Below are 19,883 nucleotides of genomic sequence, written 5' to 3'. Positions count from 1 at the left end.
GGGGGACGGAATGCGCGTGGATGAACGGCTGCTGAGGGCGCTGGCGGCGGGTCCGCGCGCCGTGTACGAGGACCTGTGGACGGTGGCGCGCGACCCGCTGCCGCGCGGGAGGCACCTGGGCCGGCTGCCGCACATCCACACGATCGTGCTCGTGATCCTCCTGGGCATGCTCAACGCCAACGAGGCCGGGCACGGCAGGTACGGGGCGGACTCGGCGACGGGCCTCCTGATCGTCATGCTCCAGTCGGCGGCCGTCGCCGTCGCCATGGTGCGCCCGGTGCCCGCCTGGTGGTTCTCCACCGGCGTGCTCTTCGCATCCGCACTGGTCGGGGAGGGCTCGTTCGACCACAACAGGCTGTGGCCCTGGAGCGTGGCCGGAATCGCCCTGCACGCCCTCGTCCTGCTCCTCCTCGCGCTGCGGATCCGCCCGCAGAGCGCCGCCGTGGCACTGGCGGTCACCGTGCTGACGGGGCTGGCCGACACGGCCCTGGCGACGCAGGACCACAACCTGGCCGTCACCCGGGGCTCCATGGTCTTCGTCGCGGCGGTGGTGATCGGGGCGGCGCGGCGCTCGGGCCGCCTGGCCAAGGCCCGGCTGGCCGAGCAGGAGGTGCTCACCGCGGAGGAGCGGGCCCGGCGCACCCTGCTGGAGGAGCGCAACCGCATAGCCCGCGAGCTGCACGACGTCGTCGCCCACCACATGTCGGTGATCTCCATCCAGGCCCAGGTCGCCCCGCACCTGGTCACGGACCCGCCGCAGGAGCTCAAGGAGAACCTCGCGGGCATCCGCCAGAACGCCGTCGAGGCGCTGGCCGAACTGCGGCGCGTCCTGGGCGTGCTGCGTTCGGAGGACGCCCTGGCCGACGGGGTGCGGCACACGCCCCAGCCCACCCTGGACCGGCTGGACGAACTGCTCGGCAACGTCCGCGGCGCCGGTCTCGCGGTCACCTCCTCGGTCACCGGCGAGCCGCGCCCGCTGCCGCCGGGCGTGGAGCTGTCGGCCTTCCGCATCGTCCAGGAGGCCCTCAGCAACGCGATGCGGCACGCGCCCGGGGCGCCGGTGCGGGTGGAGACCGCGTACGGGGCGCGCCGGGTCACCGTGCGGGTCGTCAACTCCGCGCCGGACGGGCCCGCTCCGTGCTCGCCGGGCGCCGGGCACGGGGTGCTGGGGATGCGCGAGCGGGCCGCCATGCTGGGCGGCGACCTGGCCGTGGGCCCCACCCCTGACGGCGGCTACGAGGTGACCGCCGTCCTCCCCTGCGACCCGTCCGGCCCTTCCCGCCCTTCCGGCCTTCCCGGACTCCCCGCCCCTTCCGACCTTGCCGAGGACGCCCGGTGACGACCATTCGCGTGCTGATAGCCGACGACCAGATGATGGTCCGCCAGGGCTTCACGGTGCTGCTCAACGCCGAACCCGGCATCGAGGTGGTCGGCCAGGCCGTCGACGGCCTCGACGCCGTCGCCAAGACCGCCGAGCTCGCTCCCGACGTCGTCCTGATGGACATCCGGATGCCGGAGCTCGGCGGCATCGAGGCGACCCGCCGCATCACCGCCCCGGCGGAGGCCGCCGCCAAGGTGCTCGTCCTGACCACGTTCGATCTCGACGAGTACGTGTACGAGGCGCTGCGCGCGGGCGCGTCCGGATTCCTGCTGAAGGACGCCTCGGCCGAGGACCTCGCCCGGGCCGTCCGGGTGGTCGCGGCCGGGGACGCGCTGCTCTCCCCGAACATCACCAAGCGGCTGATCTCCGAGTTCTCCCGGATGACCGGGGCTCCCCGCGCGCCGCTGAAGGAGCGCGTGGGGAGCCTGACGGAACGTGAGACGGAGGTGCTGTCCCTGGTGGCCCAGGGCCTGTCGAACGCGGAGATCGCCGCGCGGCTGGTCGTGGCCGAGCAGACCGTCAAGACGCACGTGAGCAGGATCCTGGTCAAGCTGGGGCTGCGGGACCGGACCCAGGCCGCGGTCTTCGCGTACGAGACGGGCCTGGTCAGGCCGGCCGGCTACTGAGGCGGTCCGGCGGGCACGGGGACGAGGGGCGGCCCGTCAGCGGGGGCACTGCTTCCAGGCGAAGTGGTAGAGCGTGCTGATGCTGCCGTCGGTCGAGTCCATCGCGAGGAGGCTGGTGGTGCGCGTGGTGTCCGACGTGCCGGCGTCCACCCGGAGTTCGGTGTTGATGTTCAGGTAGCGGACCGCCCCGCAGGGCGCGTAGACGAGCGACTCGATCTCCGTGATGTCGGACGTCTGCCAGTTGTCGTGGAGCGGGCCCGTGAAGTGGTGGTTCACGTACGTGGTCTGCGACATGCCCTGGAAGTAGTAGTTGGCCCGTTCCAGGCCGGTCGCGCCCTTCTCCAGGTGGGCGAAGCCCCGGTAGTCCGCCTCGGCGACCGCGTACGTGAAGCCCGGGGGGACGCGGACGTTCAGGCTGAGCTGGCAGTTCTTGCGGAAGTCGGTCGGCTTGGCACCCACGCCCACCTGAGCCTGGTAGTTGCTGTAGGTCACGGTAAAGGCGGTGTTGTCAGGGCTGACGGTCACGTCGGCCGTACCGGCCGGACAGCCCGAGCCGTTGACCCCCACCACATCGATCACGATCTTGTCGGGCGGAGGGTCCCCGTCCGCAGCGGCCGACGACGGCACCAGCGAAGCGGCGAGCAAGGCGACGGCCGCGCTGCCGATCACCACCGGTCTCAACATGGAGATACCTCCCCCTGGTCCAGGAATCACGGACGAACACCTCTGACCCGGGACGGCCGGTCAGGGGCATTCCTTCCACGAGAAGTGGTAGAGCGTGCTCACGCTGCCGTCGGTGGAGTCCATCTCCATGAAGCTGGTGCTGTTCGACGGGTCCGAGCTGCCCGCGCTCACCCGGAGCTCGGTGTTCACGTTGAGCAGCCGCTGTGCGCCGCAGGGGGCGTAGACGACTTCCGACGCGTCCGTCACGTCCGTCGTCTGCCAGTTGTCATCGAGCGGACCGGCGAAGCGGTGGGAGACGGAGGTCGTGTGGGACATGCCCTGGAAGTAGTAACTGGCCCGCTCCATGCCCACGGCGCCGCTCTCCAGGTGCGCGAAGCCGCGGTAGTCCGCCTTGGCGATCGCGTAGGTGAAGCCCTGCGGGACGTGGATGTTCAGGCCGAGCTGGCAGTTCTTGCGGAAGTCGGTCGGCTTGGCGCCGACGCCCACCTGGGCGAGGTACTTGCTGTAGGTCACCGTGAAGGCCGTGTTGTTTGGCGCGACCGCCACGGCGGCCGTCCCCGCCGGGCAGCCGGAACCGTTGACCGCCATGACGTCGATGACGACCCTGTCCGGCGGAGGCACCCCGTCCGCGGCGGCCGACGAGGGTGCCAACGATGCGGCGGCCACCAGCGCCACGGCCGCTCCGGCGGTCATCACCGGTCTGAACATGGGATTCCCCTTTCCTTCCCCCGTGCGGACTCGCTGTGCGCGCGGCCCATGCCACCACCGGGGAGGGGTCGTGCATAGGCCAGGTTGAGCCGACCCTGAGGGACCGGTCGGCCACCTCCTGGGCCCCAGTGGCCCCGGTGGCACCGATGGCCTTGTCGGCACCACCGGCAGCGTCAGCAGAAGGGAACGGGGACGTCCTGGGCGCGCTCGAAGGAGTGCATGCGGCCGACGGCCGTGAAGCCCCGGCGCGCGTACCAGTGGCGCGGCCAGTCCTCGGCTTCGGCGATCAGGAAGCGCGTGCCGCAGCCCGCGGCGGCCGACATGCGCAGGGCGGCCGCGAGGACGGCGTCGCCGTGGCCGCGCTTGAGGTGGTCCTCCGACGTGACCAGGTCCTCGATCTGGGCCGTGCCCGAGGCGCGGTCCATGTACAGGTCGGCCCAGGAGGCGACCTCGCCGTCCTCCGCGCGCGAGCCGATGAAGTGCACGACCTCGGCACCGCGCCGCCGGGCCTCGCGGCGCTCGACGAGGTGGCGCACGACCTCCTCCCCGGCGTCCGGGAGGAAGTCGTGCCAGCTCCGGGTCAGCGGCCCCCGGAGGTCGTCCAGGTCCACGACGCCCGCCTCGCGCCCGGCGCCCGGAGCGGGCGCGGGGCCGGAGTGCAGCATGACCAGGCAGACCGAGTGCTGGTAGCCGGCCCGCACCAGGGGCTCCGCGCAGGCCGCCCCGGTCGCGTCGTCCAGGACCGATATCAGGCGGTACGGAAGGTCCCCCAGCGCTTCGTCCGCGAGGGCGGGCAGCGCAGCGGGGTCCACCGCGCCGTCGACGACGACCTGGTTGTTCCCCCGGGAGTGGGCGAAGGCGTCGTCGCGCACGGCGAAGCCGCCCGGGAAGGCGAGGGTGCGCCCGGCCTGACGGCGGGCGAATTCCGAGACGAAGGCGTGGATCCGCCGCAGTTCGAAGTCCGGCATGGGCCGAGCGTAGGCGGCGGCCCGTGCCGGGCGCGCGGCAATTACGGGGCGGCGGCGATCACGTGGCCGCGGCGCACGACGGGTGGCCCCATCCGCGCTCGCCCTTGGAGATCTTCTCGCCGACCGCGTACGGCTGGCCGCACGGACAGCGGCCCGCGAACTTCGCCTTGATCGTCGCCGTTCCGGAGGAGCGCGGCTTGCGGCTCTTCGGCGGGCCGGAGCGCCGGGGCGCCGCGGCCTCGCGCTGCGCCGGCACGGGCATGCCCTCGGCTCCCTGCGCGGTGCCGGCCGGCTGCTGCAGCGACGCCGCGTCGCTCGCGGCCTGGTCGGCGATCGCGTTCAGGGGGTCGCCGTTGTCCTGGTGGGCCGGAACGTACCGGAACTCGACGGTGCGGCCCGCGAGGAGGGCGTCGATGCGCACGACGAGGTCGCGGTTGGCCACCGGCGAGCCGGACGAGGTCTTCCAGCCGTTGCGCTTCCAGCCGGGCAGCCACTTGGTCACGGCGTTCATCGCGTACTGCGAGTCCATCCGCACCTGCATCGGCACGGCCGGGTCCGTGGCCTCCAGGAGCCGTTCGAGGGCGGTCAGCTCCGCGATGTTGTTGGTCGCCCTGCCGAGGGGGCCGGCCTCCCAGCGCTCGGGGGTGCCCGTCGCGTCGGCGACGACCCAGGCCCAGCCTGCGGGGCCGGGGTTGCCCTTCGATGCCCCGTCACAGGCGGCGATGATCTGTTCAGACATCCCTCGATCATGCCAGGGTTCCCGGCCCCGCCGTGCGCGTCCGGCGGGACGGCCCCGCCCCGTCCGGCCTCCGGACCCGGCGGACGCTCTGCGGTATCCGGACACCGATTACCGGACATTCCCCTGGTGCGACCCGCCCGGTGGCCCCCTGCTCCCACCCGAGGGCGGCCACCGCAGGTCACGCCGGGTGCCGTTCAGATGCCGAGCACCTTCGGTTCACTGGGCGGTCGACAGGAGTTGTCCATATTGAGAACGTTAATGACCGAAAATATCCGTCATTTTTGACTGAGCGCATGGTCATGCCCAAATGTCTGCCAAATGTTGTCAATGAAGCCTCACAGCGGCGGCCTCTTACGGAATAGGGATTTCCGTTTGCTGCTGACCGGTGCCGCGGTGAGCCAGATCGGCGCTCAGGTGACCGTGGTGGCCCTGCCCCTGGTCGCCGTGGTCGTGCTCGAGGCCTCCCCCATGGAGGCCGGCCTGCTGACCGCCGCCGAGACCGCGGCGTTCCTGCTGGTCGGCCTGCCGGCCGGAGCGTGGGTGGACCGGATGCGCCGGCTGCCGGTCCTCATCCGCGCCGACGTCGTCCGCGCGGCGGCGATGGCGAGCCTGCCGCTCGCCGCCTGGTCCGGGTCCCTGACCATGGCGCACCTCTACGTGGTCGCCCTCGTCACCGGCGTGGCCACCGTCTTCTTCGACATCGCGCACCAGAGCTACCTTCCGTCCCTCCTGCTGCGTGAACAGCTGGTCTCGGGCAACGGCGCACTGGAGACGGCGCGTTCGTCCGCCCAGGTCGCGGGCCCCGGGCTGGGCGGCGCCCTGGTGCAGCTCCTCGGCGCCCCCTTCGCGCTGCTGGCCGACGCGATCGGCTACGTGCTGTCCGCCGTCTTCCTGCGCGGCATCCGGGCCCCCGAACCGCAGCCCGCACCCGCGCCGGGCGTCCCGCTGCGCGCCCAGATCGCGGAAGGCCTCGCCTTCGTCTTCCGGCACCCGGTCCTGCGCATGATCGCCTGCGCGACGGCGCTCGCTAACTTCTTCACCGCGATGCTCATGGCCGTCCAGACGGTGTTCCTGGTGCGGGTGCTGGACCTGCCGCCGGGCGTCCTGGGGCTGATGATGTCCGCCTCGGCCGTCGGCGGCCTCGCCGGTGCGCTGTGCGCCGGAGTGCTCGCCCGCGCGGTCGGCCAGGCGAGAATCATCTGGCTGTCGACCGTCGTCACCGGCCCGTTCGCCCTGCTCTGGCCGCTGGCCGGCCGGGGCGCATCCGCCGTGTGGTTCGCCGTCGCCTCCGCGGCCGTCTTCTTCGGCGCCGTCGTCTACAACGTCGCACAGGTCAGCTTCCGGCAACTGCTGTGCCCCGACGAGCTGCTCGGCCGGATGAACGCCACGCTGCGCTTCATGGTGTGGGGCACCATGCCACTCGGCGCGCTCGTCGGCGGAGCCGTCGCCGAGGCGGCCGGAGCGCGCGCCGCCGTGTGGGTGTGCGCCGTCGGGCTCCTGCTGGTGCCCGTGCCGCTCCTGGCGTCGCCCCTGCGCCGCCTGCGCGAACTGCCACCGGCGCCCGCGGTCACCGGCTGACACGGCACGTACCCCGCCCGGCGGCGGACGGACGACCGCGGTACCCGGCCCCGGCCTCCGCCGGCAAGAGCCCCACCGCCGGCACCCCGGCCGCTCGGACCGTACCCGGCAGCCGCCCTGACCGGCGGCACCGCCCGGGCCGCCCCGAGCACGGCCCGCCGAGCGGACCCGACCGTACGAACCGTCCTCACCGGCCGGGCCATCGCGATCACCGGCCCGTCCCGGCACCCGACCCGACTCGCGACCCGCGCCGACCGGCCGGGCCACCCCGATCACGGACCCCGTCCCGACCGTACGAGCCACCCGGCCGGCCGGGCCACCCCGATCGCCCACGCCGGCCGGTCACCGGCCCGTCCCGACCAGCCGACCCGTCCCGACTCCCCGGCCGCCGCGGCCGTACGAAGCATCCCGGCCGGCCGCTCCGCCCGCCCGTCCCGGCCGACCGCGCCACCCCGGCCGTACCCGCCGCAACCGCAGCTGGCTCGCAGTCCGCAGCTCGGTGCATGTCATCGCTCCTCTCGTCCCACGAGCCGTCGCGCCCCTCGGCGCACGGGAGGTCATCGTGCAACCCGGCAACATCACCTCGTCCTATCTCGCCCGCTACCGGCGCCTCACCGAGGGTGCCGCCGAGCCCGGCGGCGCACCGCTGCCCGTGACGGGCGCGCAGCGGCGGTTCCTGCTCTCCCGGCAGCTCGACCCTGCCGGGCGGCCGGTGCTGGTCCCGTTGTTCTTCGCCTTCCCCGCGGGGGCCGTCGACACCCGGCGGTTACGGGCGGCCGCCGGGCACCTGGCCGCCCTGCACCCGGCGCTGCGCACGCGCCCGCTGGTGCGGCGCGGGGTGCCGGTCCAGGTGCCCGGCGACCCCGTCGGACAGGTGGACCGGGTCCGGCCGCGGCCCGGGGAGAGCGCTCGCGACGCCCTGCTGCGCACGCTGGCCGAATGGCCCGTGGACGGCCCGCCGTTGCGGTTCGTCCTGGCGGACGACGGCGGTCCGCAGGAGGTCCTCGCCGTGGTCCTGGACCACACGGCCTGCGACGAGCAGTCCCTGGGCCTGATCACGGCGGGCCTCACCGAGGCCTACCGCGACGGGCTCGGGCCGCGGGACGTGCCCGCGGACGCGGCGGCCGGCGGCATGGCCGCCTACGCGGACGCCGTGCACCGCCAACTCGCCGCCGAGGAGCGGGCGTCGCGGCCGGAGGCCCTCGCCTACTGGGCGAAGCGCCTCGCGGGCCTCCGCGGCGGCGGCGCGAGCGCCCCGGTGCACGCGCCGGCCCGCCCCGCCCCGGGCACCGGCACCGGCACCGCCCTGCGCCGGATCCCGGTCCCCGGCGACGGCGCGCGTTCCACGGCCTTCCCCGTCCTCCTCGACGCCTGTTCCGGGGCGGCCCGCACGCTCCACGGCCCGGACTCCGTACCGGTCCTGGGCTACCCGTGGGGCGGCAGGCCCCCCGGCGCCGAGCCGGTCCTCGGGTGCTTCCTCAACACCGTCGCGCACCCGGCGGACGACACCGGCCTCGCCGAGCGCGCCTCGGCCTGGTGGGACGACCTCGACCGCGCCGACACCCCCTTCGACGAGGTGGTCCACGCGGCCCGCCGGGCCGGGGCACCGTGGTCCGGCCGGCTGGACGGCCTCCTCACCTTCGAGGACCTCGGCCGCCGGCCACCGCTGCGGCTCGGCGACGCCACGGGCCGGGAGACGCACGCCGACGGCCGCCCCGTACAGGCCCCCTTCGCCGTCTCGGTCTCCTACGGCTCCGACCTCCTGGTCCGCATGGCCTGGGACCGGTCCTCCGTTCCGGACCACCGTGCGGAAGAGGCCTTCGACCACCTGACCGACGCGCTCGCCTCGCGCACTGCGCACCCCGCGCCCGCGGGCTGAGCCCGCCGCAAGCCGCCCTGCCCCGCGCCGCACCGCCCGACCGGCGTGCGGTGCCCGGGGCGGCCCTCCACCGGCCGCTCGGGCCCACCCGGCCCCCGGCCCGCACACCTCCCGAACCGGAAAGGTTGATCATGTTCGGACTCTCCACGTCCCAGGAGATCGTCTGGCTGCACGAGCAGATGCTGCCCGGCAGTCGCGCCTACAACTTCACCGCCACCGTGGACCTGCGCGGCGCCCTCGACGAGGCCGCGCTGCGGGAGGGACTGGCGGCCGCGCTGGACCGGCACCCCGGTCTGCGCCTCGAACTCGTCGACTCCCCCGGCGGCCTGCCCGGCCAGCGCGTGCGCGAGAACTGCGCGCCCCGGCTGCGGACGGTCGACCTCAGCGGCGAGGCCGGCCCCGAGGAGACGTTCGCGACGCTGCTGCGCACCGAGGCCGAGACGCCCCTCGACGTGCACGAGGCGCCGCTGCTGCGCTGGTGCCTCGTCCGGCTCGGTGCGGATCACCACCGCCTCGTGCACGTCGAGCACCATCTCGTGCACGACGGGCACTCGTTCGCGATCCTGCTGCACGACGTGTTCACCGTCTACCGGGCCCGCGTGCTGGGCGAGCGGGCGGCCCTGCCGCCGGCCGCCTCCTACACCGACCACGTCGAGGCCGCCGACAGCCCCGAGCGGGCGGCCCGGCGCGAGGCGGGCCTGGCGTACTGGCGGAACGAGCTGGGCGACGCGTCGTTCGACCTGCCGCTGCCCGGTCTCGCCCGGCCCGGGGCCCGGCGCCGGCACGCGGGCGGCCAGCTGCGGCAGGCCGTCGACGCCGCGCTCGCCGAGCGCCTGCGCGCCCACAGCCGCACCCAGGGCCACACCCCCTTCTCCACGCTCCTCGCGCTCTTCGCCGAACTCCTGCGCCGCCACAGCGGGCGCGCGGACCTCGTCGTCGGCACCGCGGTCGGCAACCGCCCCGAGGGCTTCGAGTCGGCCACCGGCATGTTCGTGAACACGATCCCGCTGCGGCTGCGCCTGGACCCGGCGGCCGGGGCGGACGAGGCGGTGGACGAGGTCACGGACAGCCTCATCCGGGCCCTGCCGTACCAGGACGTCCCGGTGCAGGTGCTCACCCGCGAGCTCGGCCTGCACACGTCCGGCGCGGACAACCCGCTCTTCAGCGTCATGTTCAGCGCACACGACGCGGCGCTGCCGGAGGTCGAGGTGCCGGGCCTGGAGGTGTCGCTGTTCGAGGGCTTCAACACCGGCACCACCCGCTTCGACCTCGACCTGGTGCTGCTGCCCGACGACCGGCGCACGGTCGGGCCGCGGCAGGGCGCGGCCGGCATGACGCTGGTCTGGGACTACGACCGGGACCTGTTCGACGAGGACGCCGCCCGGCTGCTGGCGGACCGTTTCCTCGGCCTCGTACGGGCCTATCTGGAGGCTCCGGAGGCGCCTCTCGCGGCCCTCGGCGCCCCGCCGGCCGCCGTACCGGCGCAGGCTCACGAGTCCGGGGCCGCGGACGCGCCCGACGCCGTGCTCGACCCCGTCACCCGTCACGACCCCGGCCTCCCCGCCCTCGTCAGCGGCGCCCGGAAGATCACCTACGGTGAACTCGACCGGCACGTCGACGAGCTGGCCGCGCGCCTGCGGGCGGCGGGCGTCACCGCCGGTCAGCCGGTCGCGGCCGTCCTGCCGCGCGGCGTGGACACCGTCGTGACCCTGCTCGCGTGCCTGCGCATCCGCGCGGTCTACTGCCCGCTGTCCCCCAACGACCCGGCGAGCCGCCTGGAGACGCTGCTGCGGCGCCTGTCCCCGGCCCTGGTCCTGGCCGACCGCGAGAGCGCCCTCGCGCTGCCCGCGGCGGGCCTGCCGGTCCCGGTCGCGCTGCTCGACGCCGGCACCGCCTTCCCTCCCGCCGCGCCGGCCGCGCGCGTCGAGGGGGCGGCGTACGTCATCCACACGTCCGGTTCCACGGGCCTGCCCAAGGCCGTTGCGGTCGGCCGGGCCGCGCTCGCCCACCACGCGACGACGGTGGCCGGGCGCTTCGGGCTGCGCACCGACGACAAGGTGCTGCTCTTCGCCCAGCCCTCGTTCGACGTGGCGCTGGAGGAGGTGCTGCCGTCCCTGCTGGCCGGTGCGTCCCTGGTCGTGCCGCAGCGGGAGGTCCCGACGGCGGCCGAGCTGATCGCCGTCCTGGCCGCCCGCCGGGTCAGCGTCGCCAACCTGCCGACGAGCTACCTCCTGGCCGTACGGGAGGAGCTGTGCGAGGCGCTCCGCGACGGGAGGTGGGAGCCTCGGCTGCTGGTCGCCGGCGGCGAGCGGCTGCCGGCCGCCGCGCTGCGGGACGTCCTCGCCGCGACGGACGCGACGGTCCTCAATGCCTACGGGGTGACCGAGGCGACCATCACCTCCACGGTCCACGAGGTGACCCGCGAGGGCACCGGCGGCACCGGCGAGGGCGGCGAGGTGCCGCTGGGGACCGCGCTGCCCGGCGTCGGGGTGCACGTCCTGGACGCGGGTCTGCAGCCGCTGCCCGTGGGCGCGGTCGGCGAACTCGCCGTCTCCGGCGCGGGGCTCGCCGAGGGCTACCTCGGCGGCGGCGAGGCCGCGGCGGCCACCGCGGCCCGGTTCGTCGCCGTGCCCGCGCTCGGCGGGGCCCGCGCCTACCTGACCGGCGACCTCGGCTACCGGGACCGCGACGGCCTGCTGTGGTTCCTCGGCCGCCGCGACAACCAGGTCAAGCTGCGCGGCTACCGCATCGAGCCGGAGGAGATCGAGGCGGTGGCCTCCGAGGTGCTCGGCGGGCGCTCGTGCGCGGTCGTCCTCGGCCGGGACGCGACCGGCGGCCCCTGCCTGACCGGCTTCGTCGACGGCGGCGAGGAGCCCGACCAGGCCCTGCTGCACAAGGCGCTGTCCGAGCGGCTGCCCGCCGCGCTCGTGCCCGCGCGCTGGGTCCGTCCGGCGGCGGCCATGCCCACCCTGCCCGGCGGCAAGCCCGACCGCGCCGCGCTGGCCCGCCTCGCCGCCGAGGCGGGAACGGCCGCCGGCCCCGCGGCCCCGCAGGAGGAGGACGGCGCCGACCCTGCCGTCGCCCTGCTGGCCGAGGGCTGGCGCGAGGTCCTGGGGCACGACCGGTTCTCGCCGTCCTCCCACTTCTTCCAGGTCGGCGGGCACTCCCTGCTGGCCGCCCACCTCGCCGCCTGGCTGGAGACCCGGCTCGGCACGCGCCCGCCGCTGCGCGTCCTCTTCCAGCACCCCGTCCTCGCCGACCAGGCCCGCGCCCTGACGGAGGCCGCCCGATGAGCGCCACCACCCCCTCCTCCGTCCTGGAGACGGAGCACCGCGAGATCGCCGACGCCTTCACCGCGTTCGTCCGCCGCGAGCTGGTCCCGCTGGCGGCCGAGCTCCCGGAGAACGGCGACATGCCGCCGGCCGACCTGCGCACGTACGTCCGCCGCCGCTCGGCGAAGCTGGGCTTCTACGCCGGCGACCACCCCGAGGAACTGGGCGGCTCCGGCATGCCGTTCAGCGCCGTGGTGCTGCTGCACCACGCGGCCGGCCGCAGCGGCTGCCCGCTGGCCCCGTACGCGCTCGCCGGCTCGGACGGGCCGAGCCCGCTGCTGCGCCAGGGCACCGAGCAGCAGATCGAGCAGTACCTGAAGCCGCTGGTGCGCGGCGAGGCGACGCGCTGCCTCGCGCTGACCGAGCCGAACGCCGGGTCCGACGCCTTCCACCTCACCACCACCGCCGCGCGGGACGCGGACGGCGGCTGGGTGCTGTCGGGGCGCAAGACGTTCGTCAGCAACGCCGGTCACGCGGACTTCGTCATCGTCGTGGCCCGGGCCGTGGACGCCGACGGGGGCGACGGCGGTCCCACCGCGTTCGTCATGGGCATGGACCAGCCGCGCCTGCGCATCGGCCAGCGCTACCAGGGCATGTCCGGCGAGGAGTTGTACGAACTGGTGCTGGACGAGGTGCGGCTGCCCGCCGACGCCGTCATCGGCGGCGAGGCGGGCGTCGGCGCGGCGCTCGGCAACGGCATCGACAGCCTCTCCCGCGGCCGGCTCGTGGTGGCGGCGATGTGCAACGGCATCGCCGAGCACGCGCTGGAGCTGGGGGTTCAGTACGCGCGCGAGCGGCGGGCGTTCGGAGAGCGCATCGGCGCGTACCAGCACGTCCAGGAGCACCTCGTGAGCAGCCGGGCGGAGGTGGAGGCGGCCAAGCTGCTGACGCTGGCGTGCGCGCGGCTGGTGGACGAGGGCGTGGAGGCCCCGGAGAACGCGGCGCTCGCCAAGCTGACGTCCTCCGAGACCGCGGTCCGCGTCGTGGACCGGTCCCTGCAGGTGCACGGGGCGACGGGCTGGGTGCGGGGCCACCCGCTGGAGTTCCTGTACCGGTACGTCCGCATGATGACGATCATCGAGGGGACCTCCGAGATCCAGAAGGTGATCGTCGCCCGGGCCATGGGGCTGGGCTGACCGCTTCCATACCCCTTCGCCCCTCCGATCTCCCTTCCTACGTCATCCACGGAGGAATGATGACTTCTTCACCTGACACCGCCCCGGCCGCCGGCCTGTCCGCCGGTCCTTCCGCCGGCCTGTCCACCGCCCTGTCCGTCGCCCACGGAGGCACCGCCACCGCGCACGGCTGGGACGACGTCCTGGCCCGGTACGCCGACCAGGTCTCCCGGGACCCGGACGCGCCCGCCGTCGAGGACGGCGAACTGACCTGGACCTACGCCGAACTCGACGCGCTGGCCGGGCTGACGGCCGACGCGCTGCGCGACCGCGTGCGCCCCGGCGACCTCGTGGGCGTCTGCCTCGACCGCTCCGTCGCCCTGGTCGCCACGGCCGTCGCCGTCGCCCGGCTCGGGGCCGTCTACCTCCCGCTCGGGCCGCGCCCCGGCGAGCGGCGGCTGGCCGCCGTGGCGGACGGGCTCCGCGTCACCTGCCTGATCGGCGCGCCCGGTGCGCTGCCCGCGGCGTACGACGGCGCCGAGCGGCTGGCCCTGCCGCTGCCCGCGGCGGGCGCGAACGCGCACGGGGAGCCCGTCGCCGCGTTCCCCGCCGCCCGCGCCGACGCCGGCCGGCCCGCCGTTCCCGGCGGCACCTTCTACGCGGTGCTCACCTCGGGGTCGACCGGAACGCCCAAGGCCGTGGCGGTGGACTCCGCCGCGCTCGCCGCCCGCCTGCGCTGGTACGCCGCGCGCACCGGCGCCCGCCCGGGCGACCGGCACAGCCTGCTGGTCGGCGTCTCCTTCGACCCGCACGTGCTGGAGCTGTGGACCGCCCTGACCTCCGGCGCGGCGCTCGCCGTTCCCCCGGACGACGTCCGCTGGGACCCGGACGTCCTCACCGCCTGGTGGCGGCGCGCGGGCGTGACCGCGGCCATCCTGCCCACCCCCCTGGCGGAGATCGTCCTCGAACGCCCCTGGCCGGACCTGCCCGCGCTGCGCCACCTGAGCATCGGCGGCGACCGGCTGCGCCGCCGGCCCGGACCGGACGTCACCGCGCGCGTGGACAACGCCTACGGCCCGGCCGAGGCCACGGTCGTGGCGACCGCGCACGCCCTGGAGGCGGACGGGGACTCCGCCGGCACGCCCCCGCCGATCGGCACGCCCATCGACGGCACCGTCGTGTGCGTCACGGACCCCGCCGGGCACGTCGTGCCGCGCGGCGAGGCGGGCGAACTGCGGATCGGCGGCGCGGGCCTCGCGACCGGCTACCTGGACGAGGCCCTGACCGCGCGCCGCTTCGTCGCCCCGCCGCCGGAGGTGACCGGAACCGACCGCGTCTACCGCACCGGCGACCGGGTGCGGATGCGGCCGGACGGCGTGCTGGAGTTCCTCGGGCGCCTGGACGACCAGGTCAAGGTCCGCGGCGCGCGCATCGAACCGGCCGAGGCCGAGGCCGCGTTCGAGGACGACCCGCGCGTCCTGCGGGCCGTCGTCGCGGCCGAGTCCTCCCCCGAGGGCGACGTCCGGCTGATCGCGTTCGTCCGGCCCGCCCCCGGGGCCGGGGCCCCGCCGGCGGTTGAGCTGCTGGAGGCGGTCCGCAGGCGCCTGCCCGAGCAGGCGGTGCCGTCGGCGCTGCGGTACGTGGAGACGTTCCCGCTCGACGCCAACGGCAAGGTGGACCGGGCGGCGCTGCTGGCCGGAACGGCTCCTGCGGAGGCAGCGGCCGGGGCAGCGGCACCGGCCGCGGCGGGAGACGCCGCCACCGGCACGGACACGGAGCGGATCGTCGTCGAGCTGTGCCGCGGCGTCCTCAACCGCCCGGAGACCGGTCCGGACGACAACTTCCTGGGATCCGGCGGCGATTCGCTGACGGCGGCACGGCTGCTGACCGGCCTGGAGGAACGATTCGGCGTCCGGCTGCGGGCACCCCAGCTGCTGCGCCAGCCCGACCTGCGCAGCCTGGCGGCACTGGTGGACTCCCGCCGGGAGAAGGCACCGGCGCAGCACAGCGCCGTTCCCGCCGGCCCGGACAGCGCGCCGGGCCCCGGCACGGAGAACCCGGCCGGATCCGCAGGCTCCGGCCGGGCTCACACACCGGCGACGGCAAACCCCGCCCCGGGCACACCTGTTCCCGCAACCGCGAGCACCACACCCGGCCACGGCGCGGACAGCCCCACCGAGCCCGCAGGCCCCCACCAGGAGCACACACCCGCTACCGCAAACCCCACCCCGGGCACCCCCGTTCCCGCGGCGCCCGACGCCGTACCCGGCCACGGCACGGGCGCCCCGGCCGGGGCCCTGAGCGCCTCGCCGGGCAGCCCCGTGCCCGGCGGGCCCTGCGGCGTCCTGGGGTGCGTTCTCGCCCACGCCGCCGCGGATCCGGCCGCCCTCGCCGTGACGGACGGCGAACTCACCCTCACCTACGGGGAGCTGACCGCGGCCGCCCGGCGCCTGGCCGGCGCCCTGAAGGCCCGTGGCGTCGGGCAGGGCACTCCCGTGGGCCTGCTGCTGCCGCACTCGGTGGGCGTCGTCGTCGCGGAGCTCGCGGTCTGGTGGGCGGGCGGCCACTACGTACCGCTGGACGCGGCGTACCCGCGCCCCCGTACCGAGGCGATGCTCGCCGACGCCGGCGTCTCCCTGGTCGTCGGCGAGAAGGACCTGCTCGAAGCAGCGGGCGTACCGGCCGTCCGGGCGCTGGTCCTGACCGCGGGCGGGCTCGCCGGGAGCTGTGCCGCGGAGCACTCCGAGGACGACCTGCCGGAGCCGGCCGCGTACGACCCCGGCGCGACGGCGTACGTGATGTACACCTCCGGCTCGACGGGCCGGCCGAAGGGCGTCGCGATCACCCACCGGGGCGTGGCGGAACTGACCACCGACCCGGACTACCTGACGGTGGGCCGGCGGGACCGGGTCCTCCTCCACTCGGCGCCGACCTTCGACGGCTCGCCCTTCGAGACGTGGGTGGCCCTGGCCAACGGCGCCGCAGTGGCCGTCTCCACCGCGGGCAGGCAGTCGCTGGACAGCCTGGTACGGGACGTGGAGCGCCTGGGCGTCACCGTGGCGTTCCTGACCACCGCGCTCTTCCATCACCTGGCCGGGCGCCGCTCGCCGGTCTTCGCCGTGCTGCGCTCGGTGATCGTGGGCGGCGAGGCGCTGTCGGCGCGGCACGCGCGCGCGGTCCTGCGGGCGCACCCCTGGCTGGAGCTGGTCAACGGCTACGGGCCGACCGAGACGACCAGCTTCGCCACCGCCCACCGCGTGCGGGACGCCGATTGCGACGCCCCGCCGCCGATCGGCCGCCCCCTGGCCGGGGCGACGGTGCACGTCCTGGACGAGCGCGGCGACGCGGTGCCCGCGGGCACCCGCGGCGAGCTGTGGGTCGGCGGGCCGCGCCTGGCCGCGGGCTACCTCGGGCAGCCCGGGCCGACGGCGGAGCGCTTCGTGGAGCATCCCTCGGCGGGGCGGATCTACCGCACGGGCGACGTCGTGTCGGCCCGGCCCGACGGGACACTGGACTTCCACGGCCGGGTCGACGACCAGGTCAAGGTCCGGGGCTTCCGGATCGAGCCCGGCGAGATCGAGCACGCCCTGCGGGACCACCCGCGCGTGGCGGACGCCGCCGTCACCGTCGTGCGCCCGGGCGCCGACGACGCCCGGCTCGTGGCGTTCGTCGTGCCGGACGGCGAGGGACAGCCCGCCGTCGCGGCGCTGCGCGGCCACCTGGCCGGGCGGCTGCCCGCGCACCTGCTGCCCAACGCGTGGTCCGTGGTCGACGCGCTGCCGCTGACGGGCAACGGCAAGGTGGACCGCCGGGCCCTCGCCGGGCGGCCGCTGCCCGGCCGTTCGCCGGCCGCCGGGGATCAGGAGCCGGCGCCCGTACGGCAGGAGCTGACGCCCGTGCAGCAGGCGGTGGCCGACGCCTGGGGCCGCGCGCTGGAGTGCGAGGTCGGCACGCCGGACGCCGACTTCCTCGCCCTGGGCGGGCATTCGCTGCTCGCGCTGGGCGTCGTCGACGACCTGCGCGAGGACCTGGGCGTGGAGCTGACGCTCGCCGCGTTCTTCTCGGCGCCCACCGTGGCCGGGCAGGCCGGACTCATCGAGGAGGCACTGGTGGAGATGTACGGCACGGAGCCGGAGACCGAGGAGAACGGGGCGTCCCTGTGAGCGGTACGGCTTCGGAGACCTCCCGGCAGGAGACGCTGCTGCGGCTGGCCCGGCGCCGCAGCGCCGACGCCCGTGCGCGGCAGGAGCGCCCTGCGCCCGCACCGGCGGACGACACCGGGGGCGGCCGCGCGCCGCTCTCCCACGCGCAGCACCGGATGTGGCTCATGGAGCGCCTCGGCCAGGGCGGCGCCGTCTACAACGTGCCGTTCGCGACCCGGGTGCGCGGTCCGTTCGACGCGGACGCGTTCGGCCGGGCCCTGACGGGGCTGGTGCGCCGTCACGAGGTGCTGCGCACCCGCTACGGGCAGGCCGGCGGCGAGCCGTACCAGGAGGTGACGGCGGCGCGGCAGGTGCCGGTGCGGACCGTGGACGCCGCGGGGGACGCCGCGCGGAGGCTCCTCGACGCGGAGGCGGCGCGCCGGTTCGACCTGGCGGCCGGCCCGGTGCTGCGGGCCCTGCACGTCCGGCACGCCGCGGACGACCGCACCCTGCTGCTGACGTTCCATCACATAGCCGTCGACGGCGGCTCCCTGGAGGTGATCGCCCGCGAGCTCGGCGAGCGCTACCGGGCGGAGCTGGAGGGGCGCGACGGGGAGCCGGAGCACCCCGCGCCGCGGTACGCGGACCTCGCCCGGCGGGAACGGGCCGGGTCGGACGCGCTCGACGCGGGCCTTGCGTACTGGGCGGAGCGGCTCGCGGACGCCCGCCCGGTGCCGCTCCCCCGGGCCGCGGCGGAGGCCGGCGGCCGGGGCGAGGCGCGCACCCTGTCCGTGGCGGCGGCGCCCGGGACCGTCGACGGCCTGCGGGCGGCGGGCCGCGCGCACCGCGCGACGCTGTTCACCGTCGTGCTCTCGGCGGCGTTCGCGGCGCTGCTGGAGACGACCGGCGAGGAGGACCTCGTCGTCGGGTGCGCCAGCAGCCACCGGGACACGGCCGGGGCCCGCGATCTGGTGGGCCTGTGCGTCAACACGCTCCCGATCCGGCCCCGCCTGGCCGGGGCCGGGGACGCCGGGGCGCTGCTGCCGCGGGTGAGGGACGCGCTGCTGGAGGCGCAGCGCCACCGCCACGTGCCGTTCGACCTCATGGTGGAGCGGCTCGGCGCGGCGGCCCGTGACAGCGGCGGCAACCCCCTGGTGGGCGTCACCGCGGACGTCCTGGGCCGGCCCGCGGCACTGCGGCTGACCGGGGCGCGGTGCGAGCCGGTCGACATCGAGCTGGGCGGGGTCAAGTTCGGCCTCGGCCTCTACCTGGAGGAGGGCACGGACACCGCCGGGCCGCGCTGCCTGGTGCGCTTCGACCGCGGACGGGTCGACGAGGGAGCGGCCCGGAAGCTGCTGGAGTGTTTCGCGGAGATGCTGGACTCGCTGGCGGCGGGCCGGAACCGCCCGCTGCCGGCCGGTGCCGGCCGGGGCGCGGCGAGCGCCGGGGCGCCGGAGCCCCGGGAAGAGCGGTCGGCCCCGCAGGAGCGGGAGACTCCGCAAGGGCCGGAGCGCCCGCAGGGGCCGGGGCTCGGCGTCTCGGCGGAGGCCGCGGCGGCGGTCTTCGGCGAGCTGCTGGGCGAACGCCCCGGCCCCGACGGCGACTTCTTCCTCCTCGGCGGGCACTCCCTGCTCGCGGTACGGGTCGCCGAGCGCCTGCGCGAGCGGCTGCGGGTGCCTCTGACGGGGCTCGACGTCCTGGAGCAGCGCACCCCGCGCGCGCTGGGGGCCCTGCTGGACGAGCGGGCCCGCGAGCGCCGCCACCCGGCGGCCCGCACCCCGGCAGCCCGTACACCGTCCGCGCGGGCGGGCACGGTCCTGGTCACGGGCGGCACCGGCGGGGTCGGGGCGTTCGTCCTGCGGGAGCTGGCCGCCCGGGGGCGCCCGGTGCGGGCGCTCGTCCGGCCCGAGTCGGCGCACCTGGTGGCGGCCGACGGGGTCGAGGTCGCCGAGGGCGACCTCGCCGACGCGGACAGCCTGCGCGCGGCGGTCTCCGGCGGCGTGGACGCGATCATCCACGCGGCCTGCACCTTCACCTCTCCGGAGGTGGACGTCGCGGCGATGCGCGTCCTGCTGGACGGCTGGCGGCGCGGTTCCTTCGTCTTCGTCAGCAGCGTGGACGCGTACGGGCGCCCGTCCGTGACGGACGTCGCCGAGGACACTCCGCCGCAGGAGCCGCTCACCGCGTACGGGCGGGCCAAGCTCGACTGCGAGCGGATGCTGTGGGAGGCCGCGGGCGCGTCCGGGCGGGGCGGGGCGGGCGTGGTCCGCGCCCCGATCGTCTGGGGGCCGCACCCGAGGCTGCGCGACCAGCTGCGCTGGGGGGCGACGGGCGCGCTCTTCCAGGCCGCCCGCGCCGGCCGGCCGGTGGTCCTGCCCGCGGCGGGCGCCGTTCCCCCCTCCGGCGACCTCTGGTCCGGCGTTCCCTGGATCCACGCCGCGGCCCTGGCGAGGATCCTGGTCACGTGCGCCGAGCGGCCTCCGCAGGGCACGGTGAACGCCATCGGCGGGCACGTCGGCTGGGGGGAGTTCGCCACCGAGCTCGTGCGGCTGCTGGAGAGCCCCAGCGAGATCGTCCCCGCCCCCGATCCGGCCCCGGGCCTCCTGCACCGCCACCGCTACCGCGCCGAGGCCCTGGCCGAGGAGCTGGTGGAGCGCCCGGGCGAGGACTGGCGCTCGGCGGTCGCGGCGATGCTGGCGCTCTGACGACCCGGCCGTCCGGCACGCGGAAA

General features: G+C 75.9%; 12 protein-coding genes. 8 read left to right on the top strand and 4 right to left on the bottom strand.

Going from position 1 to position 19,883, the window contains the following annotated elements:
• The first annotated feature begins 10 nt into the window (after positions 1–10).
• Together ACFPP6_RS00345 and ACFPP6_RS00340 are read left to right on the top strand one after the other, a co-directional pair.
• Positions 11–1,339 carry a sensor histidine kinase gene (locus ACFPP6_RS00345; protein ID WP_382035515.1) on the top strand — a complete coding sequence of 443 codons (1,329 nt, stop codon included), beginning with the start codon at positions 11–13 and terminating at the stop codon, positions 1,337–1,339.
• Positions 1,336–2,007: a response regulator gene (locus ACFPP6_RS00340; RefSeq protein ID WP_382035512.1), complete on the top strand. Its 672-nt coding sequence runs from the start codon at positions 1,336–1,338 to the stop codon at positions 2,005–2,007. The genes ACFPP6_RS00345 and ACFPP6_RS00340 overlap by 4 nt, the downstream gene beginning before the upstream one ends.
• Before the next feature lie 36 nt (positions 2,008–2,043).
• Here ACFPP6_RS00340 and ACFPP6_RS00335 read toward each other — a convergent pair whose 3' ends face one another.
• The 4 genes from ACFPP6_RS00335 to ACFPP6_RS00320 all read right to left on the bottom strand — a co-directional run bounded on the left by ACFPP6_RS00335 (position 2,044) and on the right by ACFPP6_RS00320 (position 5,106).
• Entirely contained in the window at positions 2,044–2,691 is a 648-nt protein-coding gene (locus tag ACFPP6_RS00335; RefSeq protein WP_382035509.1) for a DUF4360 domain-containing protein, read from the bottom strand.
• A gap of 60 nt (positions 2,692–2,751) precedes the next feature.
• Entirely contained in the window at positions 2,752–3,399 is a 648-nt protein-coding gene (locus ACFPP6_RS00330) for a DUF4360 domain-containing protein (RefSeq protein ID WP_382035507.1), read from the bottom strand.
• A gap of 173 nt (positions 3,400–3,572) precedes the next feature.
• A complete protein-coding gene (locus tag ACFPP6_RS00325) occupies positions 3,573–4,367 on the bottom strand; it encodes a GNAT family N-acetyltransferase (RefSeq protein ID WP_382035504.1) in 795 nt (264 codons plus the stop codon).
• Positions 4,368–4,425: 58 nt separating this feature from the next.
• Positions 4,426–5,106 carry a ribonuclease H family protein gene (locus ACFPP6_RS00320; protein WP_382035501.1) on the bottom strand — a complete coding sequence of 227 codons (681 nt, stop codon included), beginning with the start codon at positions 5,104–5,106 and terminating at the stop codon, positions 4,426–4,428.
• 372 nt (positions 5,107–5,478) lie between these two features.
• Here ACFPP6_RS00320 and ACFPP6_RS00315 point away from each other — a divergent pair, with 372 nt between their 5' ends.
• The 6 genes from ACFPP6_RS00315 (at position 5,479) to ACFPP6_RS00290 (ending at position 19,857) form a co-directional block, all read left to right on the top strand.
• Positions 5,479–6,684 (top strand): MFS transporter, encoded by a 1,206-nt coding sequence (locus tag ACFPP6_RS00315; protein WP_382035499.1) that lies wholly within the window; start codon positions 5,479–5,481, stop codon positions 6,682–6,684.
• Positions 6,685–7,246: 562 nt separating this feature from the next.
• Positions 7,247–8,563 (top strand): condensation domain-containing protein, encoded by a 1,317-nt coding sequence (locus ACFPP6_RS00310; protein WP_382035497.1) that lies wholly within the window; start codon positions 7,247–7,249, stop codon positions 8,561–8,563.
• Between the two features lie 131 nt (positions 8,564–8,694).
• A complete protein-coding gene (locus ACFPP6_RS00305) occupies positions 8,695–11,856 on the top strand; it encodes a non-ribosomal peptide synthetase (protein WP_382035494.1) in 3,162 nt (1,053 codons plus the stop codon).
• Entirely contained in the window at positions 11,853–13,031 is a 1,179-nt protein-coding gene (locus ACFPP6_RS00300; protein ID WP_382035491.1) for an acyl-CoA dehydrogenase family protein, read from the top strand. Before ACFPP6_RS00305 ends, ACFPP6_RS00300 begins: the two co-directional genes overlap by 4 nt.
• A gap of 59 nt (positions 13,032–13,090) precedes the next feature.
• Complete coding sequence (locus ACFPP6_RS00295; RefSeq protein WP_382035489.1) at positions 13,091–17,173, top strand: amino acid adenylation domain-containing protein; 4,083 nt, start codon at positions 13,091–13,093, stop codon at positions 17,171–17,173.
• Positions 17,170–19,857, top strand: coding sequence for a condensation domain-containing protein (locus ACFPP6_RS00290; RefSeq protein WP_382035486.1), 2,688 nt, complete (start codon positions 17,170–17,172; stop codon positions 19,855–19,857). The genes ACFPP6_RS00295 and ACFPP6_RS00290 overlap by 4 nt, the downstream gene beginning before the upstream one ends.
• The last annotated feature ends 26 nt before the right edge of the window (positions 19,858–19,883 follow it).

Source organism: Streptomyces aureoversilis, from assembly GCF_042657885.1.
Taxonomy (GTDB): Bacteria; Actinomycetota; Actinomycetes; order Streptomycetales; family Streptomycetaceae; genus Streptomyces; species Streptomyces aureoversilis.
This window is presented reverse-complemented; position numbering and strand designations above follow the sequence as displayed.

Coding starts and splice junctions, on each gene's coding strand:
- ACFPP6_RS00345 (WP_382035515.1), top strand. CDS start 11: ATGCGCGTGGATGAACGGCTGCTGAGGGCGCTGGCGGCGGGTCCGCGC.
- ACFPP6_RS00335 (WP_382035509.1), bottom strand. CDS start 2,691: ATGTTGAGACCGGTGGTGATCGGCAGCGCGGCCGTCGCCTTGCTCGCC.
- ACFPP6_RS00330 (WP_382035507.1), bottom strand. CDS start 3,399: ATGTTCAGACCGGTGATGACCGCCGGAGCGGCCGTGGCGCTGGTGGCC.
- ACFPP6_RS00325 (WP_382035504.1), bottom strand. CDS start 4,367: ATGCCGGACTTCGAACTGCGGCGGATCCACGCCTTCGTCTCGGAATTC.
- ACFPP6_RS00320 (WP_382035501.1), bottom strand. CDS start 5,106: ATGTCTGAACAGATCATCGCCGCCTGTGACGGGGCATCGAAGGGCAAC.
- ACFPP6_RS00305 (WP_382035494.1), top strand. CDS start 8,695: ATGTTCGGACTCTCCACGTCCCAGGAGATCGTCTGGCTGCACGAGCAG.
- ACFPP6_RS00300 (WP_382035491.1), top strand. CDS start 11,853: ATGAGCGCCACCACCCCCTCCTCCGTCCTGGAGACGGAGCACCGCGAG.
- ACFPP6_RS00295 (WP_382035489.1), top strand. CDS start 13,091: ATGACTTCTTCACCTGACACCGCCCCGGCCGCCGGCCTGTCCGCCGGT.